This is a genomic window from uncultured Sphingomonas sp. (genome assembly GCF_913062585.1).
GTDB lineage: Bacteria > Pseudomonadota > Alphaproteobacteria > Sphingomonadales > Sphingomonadaceae > Sphingomonas.
This window is the reverse complement of the sequence record NZ_CAJXWX010000004.1, coordinates 141,999-159,509: the sequence shown is the minus strand read 5'-3', so window position 1 is coordinate 159,509 and position 17,511 is coordinate 141,999. Positions and strand designations below refer to the sequence as shown.

Annotated in this window: 19 protein-coding genes; 8 read left to right on the top strand and 11 right to left on the bottom strand. The window is 66.8% G+C overall.

Annotation, left to right across the window (positions count from 1 at the left end):
• Window positions 1-501: a CinA family protein gene (locus QZ546_RS05290; RefSeq protein WP_294235524.1), complete on the top strand. Its 501-nt coding sequence runs from the start codon at window positions 1-3 to the stop codon at window positions 499-501.
• Here the strand turns inward: QZ546_RS05290 and QZ546_RS05285 are convergent.
• Together QZ546_RS05285 and lipA are read right to left on the bottom strand one after the other, a co-directional pair.
• Entirely contained in the window at window positions 462-920 is a 459-nt protein-coding gene (locus tag QZ546_RS05285; protein ID WP_294235522.1) for a type II toxin-antitoxin system RatA family toxin, read from the bottom strand. The two genes, QZ546_RS05290 and QZ546_RS05285, sit on opposite strands and share 40 nt — an antisense overlap.
• Complete coding sequence (gene lipA / locus QZ546_RS05280; RefSeq protein WP_294235555.1) at window positions 920-1,843, bottom strand: lipoyl synthase; 924 nt, start codon at window positions 1,841-1,843, stop codon at window positions 920-922. The genes QZ546_RS05285 and lipA overlap by 1 nt, the downstream gene beginning before the upstream one ends.
• Before the next feature lie 152 nt (window positions 1,844-1,995).
• Between lipA and QZ546_RS05275 the strand changes: the two genes are divergently transcribed.
• The gene (locus QZ546_RS05275) at window positions 1,996-2,652 is read left to right on the top strand and encodes a carbonic anhydrase (protein ID WP_294235519.1); all 657 of its coding nucleotides are present in this window, start codon (window positions 1,996-1,998) and stop codon (window positions 2,650-2,652) included.
• A 98-nt stretch (window positions 2,653-2,750) separates the two neighbouring features.
• Here QZ546_RS05275 and aspS read toward each other — a convergent pair whose 3' ends face one another.
• On the bottom strand, window positions 2,751-4,565 hold the full coding sequence (aspS, locus tag QZ546_RS05270; protein ID WP_294235517.1) for an aspartate--tRNA ligase: 1,815 nt from the start codon (window positions 4,563-4,565) through the stop codon (window positions 2,751-2,753).
• Between the two features lie 139 nt (window positions 4,566-4,704).
• Here aspS and rnd point away from each other — a divergent pair, with 139 nt between their 5' ends.
• Together rnd and QZ546_RS05260 are read left to right on the top strand one after the other, a co-directional pair.
• Window positions 4,705-5,883, top strand: a complete 1,179-nt coding sequence (gene rnd / locus QZ546_RS05265) for a ribonuclease D (RefSeq protein ID WP_294235554.1) — start codon at window positions 4,705-4,707, stop codon at window positions 5,881-5,883.
• Window positions 5,883-6,167, top strand: coding sequence for an I78 family peptidase inhibitor (locus QZ546_RS05260; protein ID WP_294235553.1), 285 nt, complete (start codon window positions 5,883-5,885; stop codon window positions 6,165-6,167). The genes rnd and QZ546_RS05260 overlap by 1 nt, the downstream gene beginning before the upstream one ends.
• On the opposite strand, the gene QZ546_RS05255 is transcribed toward QZ546_RS05260, so the two are convergent.
• From QZ546_RS05255 to QZ546_RS05240, 4 genes are read right to left on the bottom strand one after another with little or no spacing between them, the layout of a single operon-like run.
• Window positions 6,154-7,626 carry a Ppx/GppA family phosphatase gene (locus tag QZ546_RS05255; protein WP_294235515.1) on the bottom strand — a complete coding sequence of 491 codons (1,473 nt, stop codon included), beginning with the start codon at window positions 7,624-7,626 and terminating at the stop codon, window positions 6,154-6,156. The two genes, QZ546_RS05260 and QZ546_RS05255, sit on opposite strands and share 14 nt — an antisense overlap.
• A gap of 17 nt (window positions 7,627-7,643) precedes the next feature.
• The gene (locus tag QZ546_RS05250) at window positions 7,644-9,785 is read right to left on the bottom strand and encodes an RNA degradosome polyphosphate kinase (protein ID WP_294235551.1); all 2,142 of its coding nucleotides are present in this window, start codon (window positions 9,783-9,785) and stop codon (window positions 7,644-7,646) included.
• A 43-nt stretch (window positions 9,786-9,828) separates the two neighbouring features.
• Entirely contained in the window at window positions 9,829-10,437 is a 609-nt protein-coding gene (locus QZ546_RS05245; RefSeq protein ID WP_294235513.1) for a chromosomal replication initiator DnaA, read from the bottom strand.
• Window positions 10,434-11,693: a heavy-metal-associated domain-containing protein gene (locus QZ546_RS05240; RefSeq protein ID WP_294235511.1), complete on the bottom strand. Its 1,260-nt coding sequence runs from the start codon at window positions 11,691-11,693 to the stop codon at window positions 10,434-10,436. Before QZ546_RS05240 ends, QZ546_RS05245 begins: the two co-directional genes overlap by 4 nt.
• 59 nt (window positions 11,694-11,752) lie before the next feature.
• Between QZ546_RS05240 and purM the strand changes: the two genes are divergently transcribed.
• From purM to QZ546_RS05220, 4 genes are read left to right on the top strand one after another with little or no spacing between them, the layout of a single operon-like run.
• Window positions 11,753-12,886, top strand: a complete 1,134-nt coding sequence (purM, locus tag QZ546_RS05235) for a phosphoribosylformylglycinamidine cyclo-ligase (protein ID WP_294235509.1) — start codon at window positions 11,753-11,755, stop codon at window positions 12,884-12,886.
• Window positions 12,876-13,454, top strand: coding sequence for a phosphoribosylglycinamide formyltransferase (gene purN / locus QZ546_RS05230; RefSeq protein WP_294235507.1), 579 nt, complete (start codon window positions 12,876-12,878; stop codon window positions 13,452-13,454). Before purM ends, purN begins: the two co-directional genes overlap by 11 nt.
• Window positions 13,451-13,738, top strand: a complete 288-nt coding sequence (locus QZ546_RS05225) for an MmcQ/YjbR family DNA-binding protein (protein WP_294235505.1) — start codon at window positions 13,451-13,453, stop codon at window positions 13,736-13,738. Before purN ends, QZ546_RS05225 begins: the two co-directional genes overlap by 4 nt.
• The gene (locus QZ546_RS05220) at window positions 13,735-14,334 is read left to right on the top strand and encodes a hypothetical protein (RefSeq protein ID WP_294235503.1); all 600 of its coding nucleotides are present in this window, start codon (window positions 13,735-13,737) and stop codon (window positions 14,332-14,334) included. Before QZ546_RS05225 ends, QZ546_RS05220 begins: the two co-directional genes overlap by 4 nt.
• Here QZ546_RS05220 and QZ546_RS05215 read toward each other — a convergent pair.
• The 4 genes from QZ546_RS05215 to QZ546_RS05200 form a co-directional block, all read right to left on the bottom strand.
• Entirely contained in the window at window positions 14,331-14,849 is a 519-nt protein-coding gene (locus QZ546_RS05215) for a GNAT family N-acetyltransferase (RefSeq protein ID WP_294235501.1), read from the bottom strand. The genes QZ546_RS05220 and QZ546_RS05215 overlap by 4 nt on opposite strands.
• Window positions 14,849-15,271, bottom strand: a complete 423-nt coding sequence (gene ndk, locus QZ546_RS05210; RefSeq protein WP_007403624.1) for a nucleoside-diphosphate kinase — start codon at window positions 15,269-15,271, stop codon at window positions 14,849-14,851. Before ndk ends, QZ546_RS05215 begins: the two co-directional genes overlap by 1 nt.
• Window positions 15,272-15,485: 214 nt before the next feature.
• Window positions 15,486-15,926: a DNA polymerase III subunit chi gene (locus tag QZ546_RS05205; protein ID WP_294235499.1), complete on the bottom strand. Its 441-nt coding sequence runs from the start codon at window positions 15,924-15,926 to the stop codon at window positions 15,486-15,488.
• Window positions 15,927-15,946: 20 nt separating this feature from the next.
• Window positions 15,947-17,413: a leucyl aminopeptidase gene (locus tag QZ546_RS05200; RefSeq protein WP_294235497.1), complete on the bottom strand. Its 1,467-nt coding sequence runs from the start codon at window positions 17,411-17,413 to the stop codon at window positions 15,947-15,949.
• Window positions 17,414-17,511 lie beyond the last annotated feature (98 nt).

Sequence of the window (17,511 nt, the reverse complement as noted above, 5' to 3'; positions counted from 1 at the left end):
ATGGACGTCCTTCTTCCCCGCGAACTGATCGACCTGGCCGAGCGTGTGGTCCTCGCCAATCGCGCCGCAGGTCGCCGCGTCGCACTGGCCGAGAGCTGCACAGGCGGCCTGGTCTCCGCCGCGCTCACCGAAATTCCGGGATCATCGGACGTGGTCGAGGCGGGGTTCGTGACCTATTCGAACCAGGCGAAGATCAGCATGCTGAACGTCAGCCCGGACGTGATCGAGACCTTCGGCGCGGTGTCGACGGCAACCGCCTGGGGCATGGCGCAGGGCGCGCTGGCGGCGAGCGAGGCGGATGTCGCGGTCGCGATCACCGGCGTGGCCGGCCCCGGCGGCGGTACGACGAAGAAGCCGGTCGGCACCGTCGTCTTCGCCCAGGCGCTACGGGGCGGCGACCCCGAAGAGGTGAAGGCCGAACGCCATGAGTTCGGCGATATCGGCCGCGGCGCGATCCGGCTTCAGGCGGCGCTGTTGGCGCTGGAACTGCTGCTACCATAAAGCTTGGCGGCGCGATCCTCGAACGCGCCGATCATGCGGCGAAGGGCAGTGCTGAACACCTGCCCCGCCAGCATCTCGAACACCCGATTCTTGAAGGCAAAGTCGACGGTGAAGTCGACCGCACACCCCTGCTCATCGGGCCGGAACCGCCAGTTGTTGCGCAGGTACTTGAGCGGACCGTCGAGATACTCGACGTCGATCGATTCCGGCCGCTCCTTGGTCACGCGGCTGGTGAAGGTCTCGCGCAGACCCTTGAAGCCGACGATCATGTCGGCGACCGTCTCGGTCGGCGTGTCCGAGCGCACGCGCATCGCCGATACCCAGGGCAGGAACTCCGGGTAGCGCGCGACATCGGCGACCAGATCGAACATCTGCTCCGGCGTATAGGGCAGATGCCGCGTCTCGCTATGCTTGGGCATCAGCGCGCGGTGGCCAGCTTCGCCTCGCGGGCCGCCCGCAGCCGCTCGAAATCGTCGCCGGCATGATAGCTCGACCGAGTCAGCGGCGAGCTGGCGACCAGCAGGAAGCCCTTGGCCCGCGCGATCGCGGCATAGGCATCGAACGCCTTGGGCGTGACGAACTCGGCCACCTTGGCATGGCGCGGCGTCGGCTGCAGATACTGACCCATGGTCAGGAAGTCGATGTCGGCCGAGCGCATGTCGTCCATCACCTGATGGACCTCCAGCCGCTCTTCGCCCAGGCCCAGCATGATGCCGGACTTGGTGAAGATCGACGGATCATGGCGCTTCACGCTTTCCAGCAGGCGCAGTGACGCATAATAGCGCGCACCCGGGCGGATCGTCGGATAGAGCCTGGGGACCGTCTCCAGATTGTGGTTGTAGACGTCCGGCCGCGCCTCGACGATCGATTCGATCGCGGCCTGCGCCTTGTTGCGGAAGTCGGGCGTCAGGATTTCGATCGTGGTGTTGGGCGTCGTCCGGCGCAGCGCCTGGATCACCTTCACGAATTGCGACGCGCCACCGTCGGGCAGGTCGTCACGGTCGACCGAGGTGACGACGATATGGTTCAGCCCCATCTGCGCAGCGGCATCGGCGACATTCTGCGGCTCCATCGCGTCGACCTTGCGCGGCATGCCGGTCTTCACGTTGCAGAAAGCGCAAGCGCGGGTGCAGGTGTCGCCCAGGATCATCACGGTCGCGTGCTTCTTCGACCAGCACTCGCCGATATTGGGACACGCGGCCTCTTCGCAGACGGTCGTCAGGCTCTTCGACCGCATCAACTCGCGCGTGGCGGCAAACCCGACGCTCGTCGGAGCCTTGACGCGGATCCAGTCCGGCTTGCGCGCGCGCACCGGCGCGACCAACGGTGTCAACTCGTTCATGCCCGCGAAATAGCGATGCTGCCCGCCGGACACAATGCTTAGCGTCACACCGAACATATCGGTGGACAGACACATTTTGATATGGAACCGAAACGGCCATGCTCGGGTTCGCCTGCTACAGCATCGTTTCCTTAACTGGATAAGAGAGAGCAATGACCGACTTTAACGACCTCGTGGATGGCTATCAGCGCTTTCGGACCTCCGATTGGCGTCGCCAGCGCGACCGCTGGGCCGAGTTGAAGGAAGGCCAGAGCCCCAAGGTGATGGTCATCGCCTGCTCGGACAGCCGCGTCGACCCCGCCCAGATCTTCGACACACTGCCCGGCGAAATCTTCGTCGTGCGCAACGTCGCCAACCTCGTTCCCCCGTTCGAGACGGGCGGCGGCCATCACGGCGTGTCTGCCGCGCTGGAATTCGCGGTGACGCAGCTGGAAGTGACGGATGTCGTCATCATGGGGCATGGCGCATGCGGCGGCTGCAAGGCTGCACTGACGCAAGGTTTCGCGCATGCCCCCCAGGGCGAAGGCGGCTTCGTTTCGGACTGGGTGAGCCTGCTCGACGGTGCGCGTGAGAAGGTCATCGCCAAGCATGGCGACGGTGCCGACGCCGATGCGATGCGCGAAATGGAGCTGGAATCAGTTCGTACCTCCATCGCGAACCTGCGGACTTTCCCCTTCGTCACCAAGCGTGAGGATGCGGGTACGCTGACCCTGCGCGGCGCCTATTTCGCGATCGCTGACGGCGTGCTGCACCTGATGGACGAAAGCGGCGAGTTCAAGCCCGCCGCTCCGGCGCTGGTCGCGGCTTAACCTGTATATTCCTCCCCTTGCTGGGGAGGAATTGCACCAAACGAAAAGGGCGGACGCCGCATCCGGCGCACGCCCTTTTCCTTGTCCGGCGACCGGGATCAGCCCGCCGAAGCGGCGACCACCTGATCCACGTCCTTCTTCGGCTCGGCGGTCGAGCGCAGCGAGAGCTCGCGCATCTGCTTGCTGCTGGGCAGGCTCGGCGCGCCCATCAGCAGGTCTTCGGCACGCTGGTTCATCGGGAACAGCGAGATTTCGCGCAGGTTCTGCGCACCGCAGATCAGCATGACGATGCGGTCGACACCGGCCGCCATGCCGCCATGCGGCGGCGCGCCATATTGGAACGCGCGGTAAAGGCCGCCGAAGCGCTCCTCGACATCCGCCTTGGACAGGCCGACCTTCTCGAACGCGGCGACCATCAGTTCGGGCGACTGGTTGCGGATCGAACCCGAGGCGATCTCGAAGCCGTTGCAGACCAGGTCATATTGATAGGCCTTGAGCGACAGCGGATCGGCGGAAGTCAGCGCCTCCATGCCACCCTGCGGCATCGAGAAGGGGTTGTGCGCGAACTCGACCTTCTTCTCGTCCTCGTCCCATTCGTAGAAGGGGAAGTCGACGATCCAGCACAGGCGGAACGCGCCCTCCTCGATCAGGCCCAGCTGCTCGGCGACGCGGGTGCGCGCGAGGCCTGCCAGCTTGGCGGCCGCCTCGACCTTGCCCGCCGCGAAGAACAGGCCGTCATCGGGGCCGAGGCCGAGCGCGGCGTAGAGCGCCTCCATGCCCTCGGTGCCATGGTTCTTGGCGATCGGACCACCGAACTCGCCGCCCTTGCGAGTGACATAGCCCAGACCCGCATGACCCTCCGCGCGCGCCCACTCGTTCATCTCATCGAAGAACTTGCGGCTCTTCTCGGCGGTGTTGGGCGCGGGGATCGCACGGACGACACCGCCCGAACCGACGATCTTCTCGAACAGCCCGAAGCCCGAGGTCGTGAAATGCTCGGAGACGTCGGTGATGATGAGCGGATTGCGCAGGTCGGGCTTGTCGTTGCCGTATTTCAGCATCGACTCGGAATAGGGAATGCGCGGGAATTCACCGATCGGGGTGACGGTGCGGCCGTCGGCGAACTTCTCGAAGATGCCGCCGATCACCGCCTCCATCGTCTCCCACACCTCTTCCTGGGTGACGAAGCTCATCTCCAGGTCGAGCTGATAGAACTCGCCCGGCAGGCGGTCGGCGCGCGGGTCTTCGTCGCGGAAGCAGGGTGCGATCTGGAAATAACGGTCGAAGCCCGCGACCATCAGCAGCTGCTTATATTGCTGCGGCGCCTGGGGCAGCGCGTAGAACTTGCCCGGATGGATGCGGCTGGGGACCAGGAAGTCGCGCGCTCCCTCGGGCGAGGAGGCGGTCAGGATCGGCGTCGAATATTCGGTGAAGCCCGCCGTCTCCATGCGACGACGCATGTCGGCGATCACCTGGGTGCGGCGCACGATATTGGCGTGCAGCGTCTCGCGGCGCAGGTCGAGGAAGCGGTACCGCAGGCGGATATCCTCAGGATATTCCTGCTCGCCCGCCACCGGCATCGGCAGTTCCTCGGCGGCCGACAGCACCGTCGCGCCGCGCGCGAACACCTCGATTTCGCCGGTCGCGAGGTTCGCGTTGACCGTCCCCGCCGAGCGCGCCTTCACCACGCCGTCGATCGTCACGACCGACTCGACGCGCACCGCCTCCAGGATGGCGAGCGCGGGCGTGTCGCTGTCGGCGACGATCTGGGTGATGCCGTAATGGTCGCGCAGATCGACGAACAGCACGCCGCCATGATCGCGCTTGCGATGAACCCAGCCGGACAGGCGGACCGTCTGGCCAACTGCTTCGGCGGTCAGCGCGGCGCAGGTGTGAGTGCGATAGGCGTGCATGGCGGACATTCTCTGTACGTCGGGGGGAAAGTGTCGCCGCTTCCGCGCCCACCCCCCTTTTGTCAATCCCAATGTGCCCTAACGGGGCATATGCGCGTTCCTCTTTGTCAACCCGCGCGGGCGGCGCTATGTGCTGCTGATGCACGTTCACCCGTTGATTACCGACAGCGCCACGCTCGCCAATCTCTGCGCCCGTCTCTCGCAATCCGACTATGTGATGGTCGATACCGAGTTCATGCGAGAGAGTACCTATTGGCCCGAACTCTGCCTGATTCAGATCGCCGACACGCAAGAGGCCGCCGCGATCGACCCCAAGGCGCCGGGGCTGGACATGAAGCCGTTGCTCGACCTGCTGGTCGACAATGACGCGGTGCTGAAGGTCTTCCATGCCGGTGGGCAGGATATCGAGATCATCTACAACCTGACCGGCAAGACCCCCCACCCCCTGTTCGATACCCAGATCGCGGCCATGGCACTGGGTCAGGGCGAGCAGATCGGCTATTCCAACCTGGTCGACAGCTGGCTGGGCATCCAGGTCGACAAGGGCGCGCGCTTCACCGACTGGTCGCGTCGCCCGCTCGATCAGCGCCAGGTCGATTACGCGATCGGCGACGTGACTCACCTGGCCGCGATCTTCCCCAAGATGCTGGAGCGGCTGCGCAAGACCGGGCGCGGGGCGTGGCTGGATCAGGAAATGGAGCGGCTCGCCGATCCGGCGCATTACGCCAATGACCCCGATGTCGCTTGGAAGCGGATCCGCGTGTCCGGGCGCAAGCCCGATTTGCTCGGCCGCCTGAAGGCACTGGCGCGCTGGCGCGAACTGGAGGCGCAGGCCAAGGATCTGCCGCGCGGGCGGATCGTAAAGGACGAGACGCTGGCCGATCTCGCCGGGCATCCGCCGCGCAAACAGGCCGATCTGGCCAAGGTGCGCGGCCTGTCCGCGACCTGGGCGGGCAACGATATCGGCGCGCGCCTGATGGATGCGCTCGACGCCGCCGAACCGCTCGGCGCCGATGAGCTGCCTGCGCGCGACGATCGCAAGCCGGGTCTGGGCCGCGAAGGCGCGCTGGTCGCCGATCTGCTGAAGCTGCTGCTCAAGATTCGCGCGCGGGACATCGACGTGGCCCCACGGCTGCTGGCCCGGGCCGACGATCTGGAGATGCTGGCCGCCGGGGTCCGCACCGGCCTGTCGGTGCTGGAGGGCTGGCGTTTCGAGCAGTTCGGTCGCGACGCGCTCGATCTGGTCGAGGGGCGGACCGGGTTCGTCGTCAAGGGCGGCAAGCTGAAGATGGTCCGCACCGCCGAGGAAGCGGCGTGATGCGCGCGCTGGTCCTGGGCATGGCCGTCGGGCTGGTCGCCTGCACGCCGACGCCCAAGCCGGACCAGCAAGCTACGAGCGGTGGCTGCGGCGATAGCAGGGTCGCCAAGCTGGTCGGTCAGGTCTGGAACGAAACACGCCGGGCCGAGACCCTCAAGACCTCCGGCGCACGAAGCCTGCGGGTGATCGCGCCCGGCACGGTCGTAACGATGGATTACCGCCCCGACCGGTTGAACATCGAAACCGATGCGGCGGGACGGATCACCCGCCTCAACTGCGGCTGATCCGCTCCGCCGTCTTGCCGAGCGCGGTGGCGAGTGCTGCGTGGCGGCGCTCCACGGCCTCGCCGTAGAAGCCGCGATCCCCGTCCGTCAGGGCAAGACCCAAAGTCGTGTCGCCCAGAACGAGCGTGGTCCGCTCCAGCGGCCCGGCTAGGCCACCGCTCAACCGCTGCCCCAGACGGATCGCCAGCCCCCAGCTCGTCGCAAGCTTCAACTGCGCCGGACTCGCCAGCTCGGCCAGCGGTGACGGCACGTCGAGGCCACCGCCTAGGCTGGTGTGCAGCGCCTGTGCCAGCATCGCCCGGCCCTCCGCGTCGATCCCGACCCAATTGCCGTGCAGCGCAATCTCCACGCCGCGCTCGGCGCGAAATTCGGGGTTCGCACGCCAGCCCACATCGGCGAGCAGGCAGGCGGCATGGCGTAACCGGGCTTCCGCGACGGCCTCGCCCTCGAACAACGGCGCGATCCAACTTTCGAGAAGATCGCCATGTTCGGGAAAGCGCCCGAGCAACCGCCCTTCCTCCCGCGCGGCGACGATCAGCGGGTCCAGTGCGCGGGTCCTGGCGTCCAGTCCCCCGAAGAGCAGCCCTTCGCGCAGGCCGAAGGCGGAGACGACGGTCGTGCTGCTGCCCAGATGCTTCAGCAGGACGCTGAGCAACGCGGTCGCATCGCCCAGCGTCGCCGCGCGACTGGACGACAGGCCCTTTACCTCGCGCAACCGGGCCTTGCTCAGGTGCGGGATGGTCCGCGACAGCCGCAGGATGTCCACCGGCGTCAGTTCGTAATGATGGATGATCGGCAGCGGATAGTCGGCCAAGGTCATGTCCAGCCGCGCCAGCGCCCGCCACGATCCGCCCACGAGATAGAAGGGCAGGCCACGCCCCCGCCCTTTCCAGCCGGCATCCTCGATCAAGCGGCCGATATGCCGCTCGAAATTCTTGCCGCCCTTTTCGCGCAGGGCGGGGATGCGCAGGACACCCAGCGGAAAGGACACCCGGTCCTCGACGCCGCCGTCGCGGACCCGCACTAGTTCCAGGCTGCCCCCGCCCAGGTCGCCGACGATCCCATCGGCATCCGGGATCGCCGACAACACGCCCTCGCCCGCCGCCTTGGCTTCCTGTTCGCCGGTCAGCAGCTCGACCTCCAGGCCCAGCGACTCGGCACAGGCGATCAGTTCGCCGCCATTGGCCGCGTCGCGCACCGCCGCCGTCGCGACCGTCCGGAGCGTCGCGACGTCCATTTCGCGCGCCAGGCTGGCGAAACGGGCCAGCGCCACCTGCGCCTTGGCGAGCGATGCCGGCTCCATCGCCCCGGTCGCGGCCAGCCCGCGCCCCAGCCCCGCCATGACCTTTTCGTTGAACAGGATCGCGGGTAATCGCGCCGGCCCCTGATAGACGACGAGGCGGACCGAGTTGGAGCCGATGTCGATGATCGCGTTACGCGGCGCGCGGGAACCCACCATCGGTCAGCTTACCCCCGTCAACGCTGCCGCCGGAGCGACAGGGTCGGCACCGCCTTGCTGGTGTCGAGCGCGGCGCCGCGCCCCGAAAGCGAAGGATTGGTCATGAAATACCGATGCAGGTTGAAGGGGCGCTGATCGCCCGGCTGGTCACGGACATAGCTGCCATCCGGCTCCAACTCCCAGCTTTGCTCATTGTCGAGCAGGTTGGCGACCATCACCTGGTCCAGGATCTGGTCGTGCACCGTCGGGTTCAGGATGGGGAGCATATATTCGACCCGGCGATCGAAGTTGCGCGGCATCCAGTCGGCCGACGAAATGAAGACCTTCGCCGAATCGTGCGGCAGCACCTTGCCGTCGCCGAACGCCCAGATACGGCTATGCTCCAGGAAGCGGCCGACGACCGACTTCACACGGATATTCTCCGACATGCCCGGCACGCCGGGTCGCAGGCAGCAGATGCCGCGCACGATCAGGTCGATCTCGACGCCGGCGCCGCTCGCCTCGTAGAGTTTCTCGATCACCAACGGGTCGACAAGTGAGTTGACCTTCGCCCACAGGCTGCTCTTCCGCCCGGCGCGGGCATGGGCGATCTCGGCGTCGATCAACGCCATCAGATTGTGGCGCAGGTCGCGCGGCGAGAGGCTGACGCGGTTCATCGCCACCGGTTCAACATAGCCGGTGATATAGTTGAACATCTGCGCCGCATCGCGCCCGATCAGCGGGTCGGCGGTGAAGAAGCTGAGATCGGTATAGATGCGCGCGGTGATCGGGTGGTAATTGCCCGTGCCGAAGTGGCAATAGGTGCGGAAGCCGCTCCCCTCGCGCCGGACGACCATGGAGACCTTGGCATGGGTCTTCCAGTCGATAAAGCCATAGACGACCTGCACGCCCGCCCGCTCCAGCGCGGAGGCCCAGTAGAGATTCTGCTCCTCGTCGAACCGCGCCTTCAGCTCGACGATGGCGGTCACCGACTTGCCCGCCTCAGCCGCCGCGATCAGCGCGGCGATCACCGCCGACTGCTTGCCCGCGCGGTAGAGCGTCTGCTTGATCGCCACCACGTCCGGGTCCGCCGCCGCCTGTTTCAGGAAGGCGATGACCACCTCGAACGTCTCGTACGGGTGGTGGACGACGATGTCCTTGGCCTTGATCGCCGCGAAACAGTCACCCGCAAATTCGCGGATGCGCTCGGGAAAGCGCGGCGCATAGGGCGGGAACTTCAGGTCCGGGCGATCCTCGTCGACCAGCATGTCCAGGTCGCCGATGCCGAGCAGATTGCCGCTCTCGGTGATGATCGCATCCGATCCGCCGAGCTCGTCGCGCAGCACGTCGGCCAGCTCGTCGGGCATCCCGGTTTCCAGCTCCAGCCGGATTACCCGACCGCGCCGCCGCCGCTTGATCGCATTGGCGAAGTAGCGGACCAGATCCTCGGCCTCTTCCTCGATCTCGATATCGCTGTCGCGCAGCACCCGGAACGTCGCCGCGCCATTCACGACATAGCCCGGGAAGAGCAGCCCGGAGAAACGGCGCAGGATCGTCTCGATCGCGACATAGCGCGCACCCTCGCCCGGCAGACGGACGAAGCGCGGCATGGTCGCCGGGATCATTACCAACTCGCGAATCGGCGCCTTGTCCGACACACGGGTCAGGTCGAAGATCATCGACAGACCCTTGTTGGGGATGAACGGAAAGGGGTGCGCCGGGTCCAGCGCCTGGGGCGTCAGGATCGGGAAGATCTGGTCGCGGACATGCCCCTCCAGCCAAGCGCTCGCCTCCTGGTCGATCGCGTCGCGCCGCAGGACGAAGATACCCGCCTCATCGAGGAGGTTGCGCAGGTCGCCCCAGACCTCCTGCTGGCTGGCCATCAGCCGGTCAGCCTCGGCGACGATACCGCTCAGCTGCTGCCCCGGCGTCAGCCCGTCGACCGAGCGCTGCTCGACATCCTGGGCCTGCTGACCCTTCAGGCCCGCCACGCGGACCATGAAGAACTCGTCGAGGTTCGACCCCGAGATCGACAGGAAGCGCAGCCGTTCGAGCAGCGGATGCGCGGTATTGCACGCCTCCTCCAGCACCCGGCGGTTGAAGGCCAGCCATGATAGCTCGCGATTGAAATACCGCCCATTGGGCTCGGCCGAGAAATGATCGTCGTCCGGTTCGGACATTTGCGCGATATGGGCAGGACGTGTCATCATTTCTCGCTTGGCTTCACGGTTCGGCGATCAGACCGGCCGCGATCAGAGTGGATCGTGCAAGGGGAATCGACAAGCGCGCACGCCGTTCCATCGCCCCCTGATCGAGCATATCCACCGCGCGGATGACAGAAAGGTGACTACGCTCGATCCGAAGGGTCAACCATTCGATCAGATCGGGCCGTGCATCCAGGCCGCGTCGCTCGAACAGATGCTCGAACAGCCCGGCGACCAGTTCGTCGTCGGGCGGTCCGATCTCCGCCAGACTGCTGTTCGCCAGGCGCGAACGCAGGTCGGGCAGCTTCACCTGCCAGCGCGGCGGCGGCGCATCGGCGACGATCAGCAGCGGCAGCCGATCGGCCTGCGCCCGGTTCCAGGCGTGGAAGATCTGCACCTCAGGCACGCGTTCGGCATCGTCGATGATCGTGCCGCCGGTTCGCGCGGCGAAAATGCGCGCCAGCAGCGATCGCCCGGACTTGCGCGGGCCGGTCAGGATCGCGGCCATGGTCGGCCACGCTTCCCATTGTTCCAGCATCCGTGCCGCCAGTCGGTTGGACTCGGTCATCAGGAACGCATCGGATCGGGGGTCCGCCGGCCATTGCAGCGGCAGCGCCATCTGGTTCATCCGGTAATCACACTATCCGATGGAAGCGCAGGTGCATTCACCTGCGGCGCGCGTCGAACGCGCAGGGTGGTGCCCGAACCGGACACCTGGAAACCGCGCTGCTCAAGCGCGCGGCGAAGCTGATCCGGATCGCCGTCATAGGTCACCGCCATGATCGACACGCCGCCCAGCGCCAGGCTGGTCGTACCCGCCCGGACGACGCCGGGGATCGAGCGCACCAGACTTTCGGCATTGGCGACCGCGCTGGCGGTGGGCGCGTCATATTGGAGCGTGACGGCGATGCCAGCACCCGTCGAGGCGATCGTGGCATCGAGCCCCGAGATCGGCTCCTCGCCGGGCGTCGTATCGTCGATGACCGGGGCCTGTGGCTTGGGCGGCGGCCTCAGGGTCGAATCGGGGTGCAGCGCGCCGCTGGCCAAGGCCCGCTGGTACAGGCCATCCAGCCGCGCCACGCCGGTGTCGAGCAACTGGTTCAGCCCGTCCGTGCTGCCGACTCGCAGGGTGATCGTGCCGAGCAACGCATTGTCCGGGCCATGGCGCGCCTCGAACACGCCGATCACGGGCCCGCCGGGCCATTGCCGATAGAGATGAACCACCGGGATCAGGATGTCCGATGCGCCATATTGGTCCAGGATGGTCCGCCACCATCCGCGCGAGCGCCGGCCGATCTGGCCGACATTCAGATAGAGCGGATCGGCACCCGTTCCGGCGGGCCGGACATAGTCGATCGTGCTGTTGCCGGTGCGGAACCGGGCCCAGGCCTGTTGCCAGGGCGTGCGCGTCTCGAACATCTGCGAGACGCCGCCCGACACCTGAAGCGGCATGACCAGCATCGGCGGCGAGCGGTCGGCATAGGCCGACACGCCCAGCACGGACGCCGCACGCACCCGGTCGAACAGCACGCCCAGCTTCGCGACATAGCGGGTCGGGCCGATCTGTTCATTCTCGACGACGATGCCGCTGACCAGCGAATCGAGCAGGCCGTCAGAGGCGCCCATACCGCTCCGCCCCAGCCGCTGCGCCAGCATGGCCCAAGCTTTACGCTGGGCGATACGCCAGCCGCCGAGGCGAGCGGCCTCGGCCGTCTTGCCCGAAACATCGACGGCCACGCCCGTCACTTCATAGGAGCCGCCATTGTCGACCGGCGCGACGCCACGCGCCTGCCCGTCGATCTGGGCCAGCACGGCACCGCCCCCGGCACACAGGCCGACAAGCGCGGCCAGGCCGAATATCATGGAGGGCGAACGCAAACGCATCGCGGCCTTTTGGCGAACCAGACGTGGAAATCCAAGCGCGATGTCGCTAACCGGCAAACATGACCGACCATAGCACGCCGTCCCCCACCTCCTCGCCCGCCGAAACGGGCACGTCATACACCTATGCCGATGCGGGCGTTTCGATCGCCGCAGGCAATGCGCTGGTCCGCGCGATCGGCCCGCTTGCCAAGGCGACGCGCCGGCCGGGTGCCGATGCGGACCTGGGCGGGTTCGGCGGCTTCTTCGACCTGAAGGCGGCGGGCTTCACCGATCCGCTGCTGGTCGCAGCGAATGACGGCGTCGGCACCAAGCTGAAGCTCGCCATCGAACATGACCGCCATGACGGCGTCGGCATCGACCTGGTCGCCATGTGCGCCAACGACCTGGTGGTGCAGGGTGCCGAACCCCTGTTCTTCCTTGATTATTACGCGACCGCCAAGCTGGAAGGCGATGTGCCCGAGCGCGTGATCGCCTCGATCGCCGAGGGTTGCCGTATCGCGGGCTGCGCGCTGATCGGCGGTGAGACGGCCGAGATGCCCGGCATGTATGCCGCCGGGGACTATGACCTGGCGGGCTTCTGCGTCGGCGCGGTCGAGCGCGATCAGGTGCTGACCGGCGCGACCATCGGCGAGGGCGACGTGATCCTGGGCCTGGCATCGTCGGGCGTCCATTCCAACGGCTTCTCGCTCGTCCGCCGCCTGGCGGCCGACAAGGGCTGGAAGCTCGATCGCCCGGCCCTGTTCGATCAGGACCAGTTGCTGATCGACGCGCTGATGGCGCCGACTCGCATCTATGTCCGCGCGCTGCTGCCCTCCATCAAGGCGGGTGCGATCAAGGGCCTGGCCCATATCACCGGCGGCGGCCTCCTCGAAAACATTCCGCGCGTCCTGCCGAAGGGCGCCCACGCCATCGTCGATGCCGATGGCTGGGAGCAGCCGCGCCTGATGGCCTTCCTGCAGGCCCAGGGCGGGATCGAGCCCGAGGAAATGGCGCGCACGTTCAACTGCGGCATCGGCATGGCGGTGATCGTCGGGGCCGACCAGGCTGAGGCGGTGGCCGAGACGCTCCGCGCGGCCGGCGAGACGGTCGTGACCGTCGGCCGGATCGCCGCGGGCGAGCGCGGCTGCACCGTCAAGGGATCGGCAGGCACCTGGAGCGCCAAGGCGGACTGGACCGCGACCCATGTCGGCTGACAAGCGGGTCAAGGTCGGGATCCTGATTTCCGGCCGGGGTTCGAACATGCAGTCGCTTGTCGCGGCGTCGCAAGCGCCGGGCGCGGCCTATGAGGTAGCGCTGGTCGCCTCCGACAAGCCGGACGCGGCGGGCCTTGCCTGGGCGAGCGAACAAGGGATCGCGACCTTCGCCCTGTCCCCCAAGGGGATCGGCAAGCCCGCCTACGAAGCGGCGATCGACCAGGCACTGCGCGATGCGGGTGTCGAGATCATCGCGCTGGCGGGATATATGCGGCTGCTGTCGAGCGCGTTCGTCGCGCGGTGGCGGGGGCGTATCCTAAATATCCACCCGTCTTTGCTGCCGCTCTACAAGGGTCTCGACACCCATGCCCGCGCGATCGCCGCGGGCGACGGCAAGGCGGGCTGTTCGGTCCATATCGTCACCGAAGAGCTGGATGACGGCGAAGTGCTGGGCCAGGCGGACGTGCCGATCCTGCCCGGTGACGACACAGCGGCACTTGCGGCGCGCGTGCTCGTTGAGGAGCATCGCTTATATCCTCAAGTGCTGACGGAGTTTGTGCGCCGATGACCGATTTCCTGACCCGCATCCGCGACATCGCCATGCTGCTGCCGGGCGCGACCGAGCAAAGCGAGGGCAGCGAGACCCGCTTTCTGGTCGAGGGCCAGGCGTTCGTCCGCATCCATGACGGTGCGTCGGGCCTGCATGTGTGCGTCGCCGATGAGGGGACGGAGCCGCACTGGACCGAGATCGCCTTGTCCGACGATAGCGACTGGACGCTGATCGAGGACCGGATCGCGCGCAGTTGGGAACTCGTCGCGCCGAACGCGCTGCTGGAGGCGGGCGGCCGATGAGCGCTTCGGCAGGGGACGAAGCCGCAGACCGCGCCAAGTCGCGGCGGCGGCTGCTGACGCTGGCCGAGTTCGTAGCGGTGGCGGGCCTGCTCGTCGCGGCGTTGACCCTCTATCTCAACTGGTCTCAGCGTCGCAACGACGCCGCCGACAAGGCGGCAGCCGCCTCGGCGCAGCGCAACGAACGCGCGCGATTGGACCTGACCGCGACGGTCGAGGGGGATGGCCGTCGCTTGGCGCTGCGCGATCCCAACCATGATCTGCAGGACGTTACGATCGACTTCCCGAGGAAATCGGGCATCGGGCGTCAGGCACCGATTGGCGATCCGGCCATCGAAGCAGAGCCCATTGCCGGCCCGATCCTGGCCCTGACCGACGGTCAGGCCGACACCAAGGAGGGCCGCCTGCCGGTCCTCGTCACGACGCGCTATTGGGACGGCGACACGGCGCGGACCGTGACGGGCCTCTATGACCTGATCTGGAGCACCCATGGCCGCCTGTTGCGCGGGCGGACGTTGCGGCTGGAGGGGCTGCGGCTTCGCGACCGGAACGGTACGACCGCCAAGCTCGATGCCGCATGGGCGGCCAAGCGCGGTTAAAGCGACCGGGCGTAGACCACATCGTCATAAAGCGTGTCGCCGACCTGGAACTGTCGCGTGCCCGCCAATGCAAAGCCTTCGCGCTCGTAAAAGGCGCGGGCGACCCTGTTGATGCCCAGCACACCCAAAAGCATACGGCGGCGACCGAGCGCCCGCGCTTCGTCGATCGCTATCGCCATCAACCGATGGCCCAGCCCCGTGCCGCGCGTCAGCGACAGGGCATAGATGCGGCGAAGCTCGATATCGCGGGCATCGGTGTCGATGGGTAGGTCCGGCGGGACCAACAGGCTATAGCCGACCGGCGCGCCGCCGTCGGGATGCTCGGCCAGCGTGGCGACACAGGCGCCATCCGCGATCCAGCGCTCGAATTTGGCGGGCGAGCTATTAATGGTGCAGTGATGCACCATGTCGGGACCTGCAATGATCCCGGCAAATGTCTCGAGGAAAGTCGCGGCCGCGACGAGCGATAGCGCGGGCGCATCGCCCGGCTCCGCCCGTCGCAGCCGCCACGGCATCAGCCGACGATTTCTTCGGGCTTGAAGAAATAGGCGATCTCGATCTCGGCATTCTCGTCCGAGTCCGAACCATGGACGGTGTTGGCTTCGATCGACTCGGCCAGTTCCTTGCGGATCGTGCCCGGCTCGGCGTTGGCGGGGTTGGTCGCGCCCATGATGTCGCGGTTGCGCTGCATCGCATTCTCGCCCTCGAGCACCTGCACGACGACCGGACCCGAGATCATGAACTCGACCAGATCGTTGAAGAAGGGACGCTCCTTATGGACCGCGTAGAAGCCTTCAGCCTGCTCGCGGGTCATCTGGATACGCTTCGAGGCGACGACGCGCAGGCCGGCTTCCTCCAGCATCTTGGTGACGGCGCCGGTCAGGTTGCGGCGGGTCGCGTCGGGCTTGATGATCGAAAAGGTACGGTTCGCGGCCATGATGGTCACGCAGCTCCTGAATTAAGGTGTTGGCTGGAAGTGGCGCCGCCCTAGTCGCGGCGGGGTTGCAATGCAATGTCTTATGCCAGTCTCTCATTCCTCCCCTGCAAGGGGAGGGGGACCAGCGGAGCTGGTGGAGGGGTGTTCCCGCTGATGCTGACACCCCTCCGTCAGCCCTGCGGGCTGCCACCTCCCCTTATAGGGGAGGAAAAACTTACGCCGCCTGTTCCCAGCGGCCCTGGTCGTTCTGTTTCCAATAGCGCCGCTCGACGCCTTCGCGGTCCGCCAGCGCACGCCAGGCCGCCCGTGCTTCGCCGATCCGGTCGCCGTCGAAGAAATGAAACACGCGGTCGAACGTCAACGCCGCGTCGCGCCACACCCCGTCCGCCAGTGCGATGTGACGCGCGTTGTTGGCGGGCTGCACCTCGCCCGCGATCAGGATCGGCTGGGCGCTGTCATCGCCTTCCCCGGCCTGGGCATGGGGCAGGAAGCCGTCCGCCGGGATCATCCATAGCTGCCGGTCGAGCGCGGCGCGCTGTTCGGCGTCGCCGCTCACGACCAGCAACCGGCCGCCACCCATCAGCACCCGGTCGGCGATCACGGGCAGCAGCCGATCGAGCGGCGCGAGCGTCAGATGATAGAAATCGACCTGCATCGCGCCGCCCTTCCCGTCCTTTACGCCTCGAACCGGTCCGCGACGAACTGCTCGAGCAGGCGCACGCCGTAACCGGTCGCGCCCTTGTCATGGTTCACACCCGGCTTGTCCGACCAGACCATGCCCGCAATGTCCAGATGCGCCCAGGCGACGCCCTCATTGATGTAGCGCTTCAGGAACTGCGCCGCCGTGATCGAACCGCCACCGCGCGGGCCGACATTCTTCATGTCGGCGATCTGGCTGTCGATCAGCTTGTCATAGGCGTCGGACAGCGGGAAGCGCCACAGCTTCTCGTCGGTGGCCTTGCTGGCCGCCAGCAGCGCATCGGCCAGCGAATCGTCATTGGCGAACAGGCCGCCATGCTCGTTGCCCAGGCTGATGATCATCGCGCCGGTCAGGGTGGCAAGATCGACGATGGTCGAGGGCGAATGCACCTTCTGGACCCAGGTCAGCGCGTCGCACAGGACCAGGCGGCCTTCGGCGTCGGTATTGATGACCTCGATCGTCTGGCCCGACATGGAGGTGACGACGTCACCGGGGCGCTGCGCATTGCCGTCGGGCATGTTCTCGACAAGGCCCATGACGCCGACGACATTGGCCTTGGCCTTTCGCGCGGCGAGCGCCTTCATGGCACCGGCCACGGCGCCCGCGCCGCCCATGTCCCACTTCATGTCCTCCATGCCCGCGGCGGGCTTGATCGAGATGCCGCCGGTGTCGAAGGTCACGCCCTTGCCGACCAGCGCCACCGTTTCGGCATCGGCCGCGCCGCCATTCCACTTCAGGACCAGCAGCCGCCCTTCGCGCACCGAGCCCTGGCTGACGCCCAGCAGCGCGCCCATGCCCAGGTCGCGCATCTGCGCCTCGTCCAGCACGGTGACTTCCAGGCCGAGTCCCTCGACATCGCTCAGGACCCGCTCGACGAAGCTTTCCGGATAGAGCTTGTTCGGCGGTTCGGACACCAGCGTACGGGTCAGCTCCAATCCGCCATTGACCGCATGGATGCGGGCATAGGCGGCCTCGGCTTCCGCACCGGCATCGACGATCGCGATACGGGTCAGGGTCGGCTTCGCGCTTTCGGGCAGCTTGGTACGGTACACGTCATAGCGCCAGCCACGCTGCACGGCCGCACCGGCAAAAGCGGCGATCGCAGCCGCCGACGGCTTGTTGCCCAGGCCCGTCAGGACGACCGAGGCGGCGGAGGCGGTGGTGAGCAGCTTGGCGGTCAGCGCACCGCCCGCCTTGCGCCAATCCGCCTCGCTGCTCGTACCGACGCCCAGCAGGACGACACGCCGCACGCCAGCATCGGCCGGGGCGAAGAACTCGACGACCGAGCCCGCCTCGCCCTTGAACCGCGCCGCCGCGATGGCGGCCTTGCCCAGCGCGACCATGCCTTCGCCGCCGGCCTGGCCGATGTCGGTCTGGTCCTTGCCCAGCGGGAGAACCAGGACGTCGTCGGATTCGGCGGAGGCATTGAACGCGATCTGCATGAGGAACCTCTGATCAACTGATAACGAATGCTACCATCTAGGCCTTGTATCGAACGAGGCAAGCGCGCGATTGCAGCAAACCGCCGGTGATGCGATAG

Bases quoted from the DNA above. Each gene is read 5' to 3' on its own strand.
- lipA (WP_294235555.1), bottom strand. From the start codon at position 1,843: ATGAACGAGTTGACACCGTTGGTCGCGCCGGTGCGCGCGCGCAAGCCG.
- QZ546_RS05240 (WP_294235511.1), bottom strand. From the start codon at position 11,693: ATGCGTTTGCGTTCGCCCTCCATGATATTCGGCCTGGCCGCGCTTGTC.
- ndk (WP_007403624.1), bottom strand. From the start codon at position 15,271: ATGGCCGCGAACCGTACCTTTTCGATCATCAAGCCCGACGCGACCCGC.
- QZ546_RS05205 (WP_294235499.1), bottom strand. From the start codon at position 15,926: ATGCAGGTCGATTTCTATCATCTGACGCTCGCGCCGCTCGATCGGCTG.
- QZ546_RS05250 (WP_294235551.1), bottom strand. From the start codon at position 9,785: ATGTCCGAACCGGACGACGATCATTTCTCGGCCGAGCCCAATGGGCGG.
- QZ546_RS05260 (WP_294235553.1), top strand. From the start codon at position 5,883: ATGCGCGCGCTGGTCCTGGGCATGGCCGTCGGGCTGGTCGCCTGCACG.
- QZ546_RS05255 (WP_294235515.1), bottom strand. From the start codon at position 7,626: ATGGTGGGTTCCCGCGCGCCGCGTAACGCGATCATCGACATCGGCTCC.
- aspS (WP_294235517.1), bottom strand. From the start codon at position 4,565: ATGCACGCCTATCGCACTCACACCTGCGCCGCGCTGACCGCCGAAGCA.
- QZ546_RS05245 (WP_294235513.1), bottom strand. From the start codon at position 10,437: ATGAACCAGATGGCGCTGCCGCTGCAATGGCCGGCGGACCCCCGATCC.
- purM (WP_294235509.1), top strand. From the start codon at position 11,753: ATGACCGACCATAGCACGCCGTCCCCCACCTCCTCGCCCGCCGAAACG.
- QZ546_RS05200 (WP_294235497.1), bottom strand. From the start codon at position 17,413: ATGCAGATCGCGTTCAATGCCTCCGCCGAATCCGACGACGTCCTGGTT.
- purN (WP_294235507.1), top strand. From the start codon at position 12,876: ATGTCGGCTGACAAGCGGGTCAAGGTCGGGATCCTGATTTCCGGCCGG.
- QZ546_RS05290 (WP_294235524.1), top strand. From the start codon at position 1: ATGGACGTCCTTCTTCCCCGCGAACTGATCGACCTGGCCGAGCGTGTG.
- rnd (WP_294235554.1), top strand. From the start codon at position 4,705: ATGCACGTTCACCCGTTGATTACCGACAGCGCCACGCTCGCCAATCTC.
- QZ546_RS05285 (WP_294235522.1), bottom strand. From the start codon at position 920: ATGCCCAAGCATAGCGAGACGCGGCATCTGCCCTATACGCCGGAGCAG.
- QZ546_RS05220 (WP_294235503.1), top strand. From the start codon at position 13,735: ATGAGCGCTTCGGCAGGGGACGAAGCCGCAGACCGCGCCAAGTCGCGG.
- QZ546_RS05225 (WP_294235505.1), top strand. From the start codon at position 13,451: ATGACCGATTTCCTGACCCGCATCCGCGACATCGCCATGCTGCTGCCG.
- QZ546_RS05275 (WP_294235519.1), top strand. From the start codon at position 1,996: ATGACCGACTTTAACGACCTCGTGGATGGCTATCAGCGCTTTCGGACC.
- QZ546_RS05215 (WP_294235501.1), bottom strand. From the start codon at position 14,849: ATGCCGTGGCGGCTGCGACGGGCGGAGCCGGGCGATGCGCCCGCGCTA.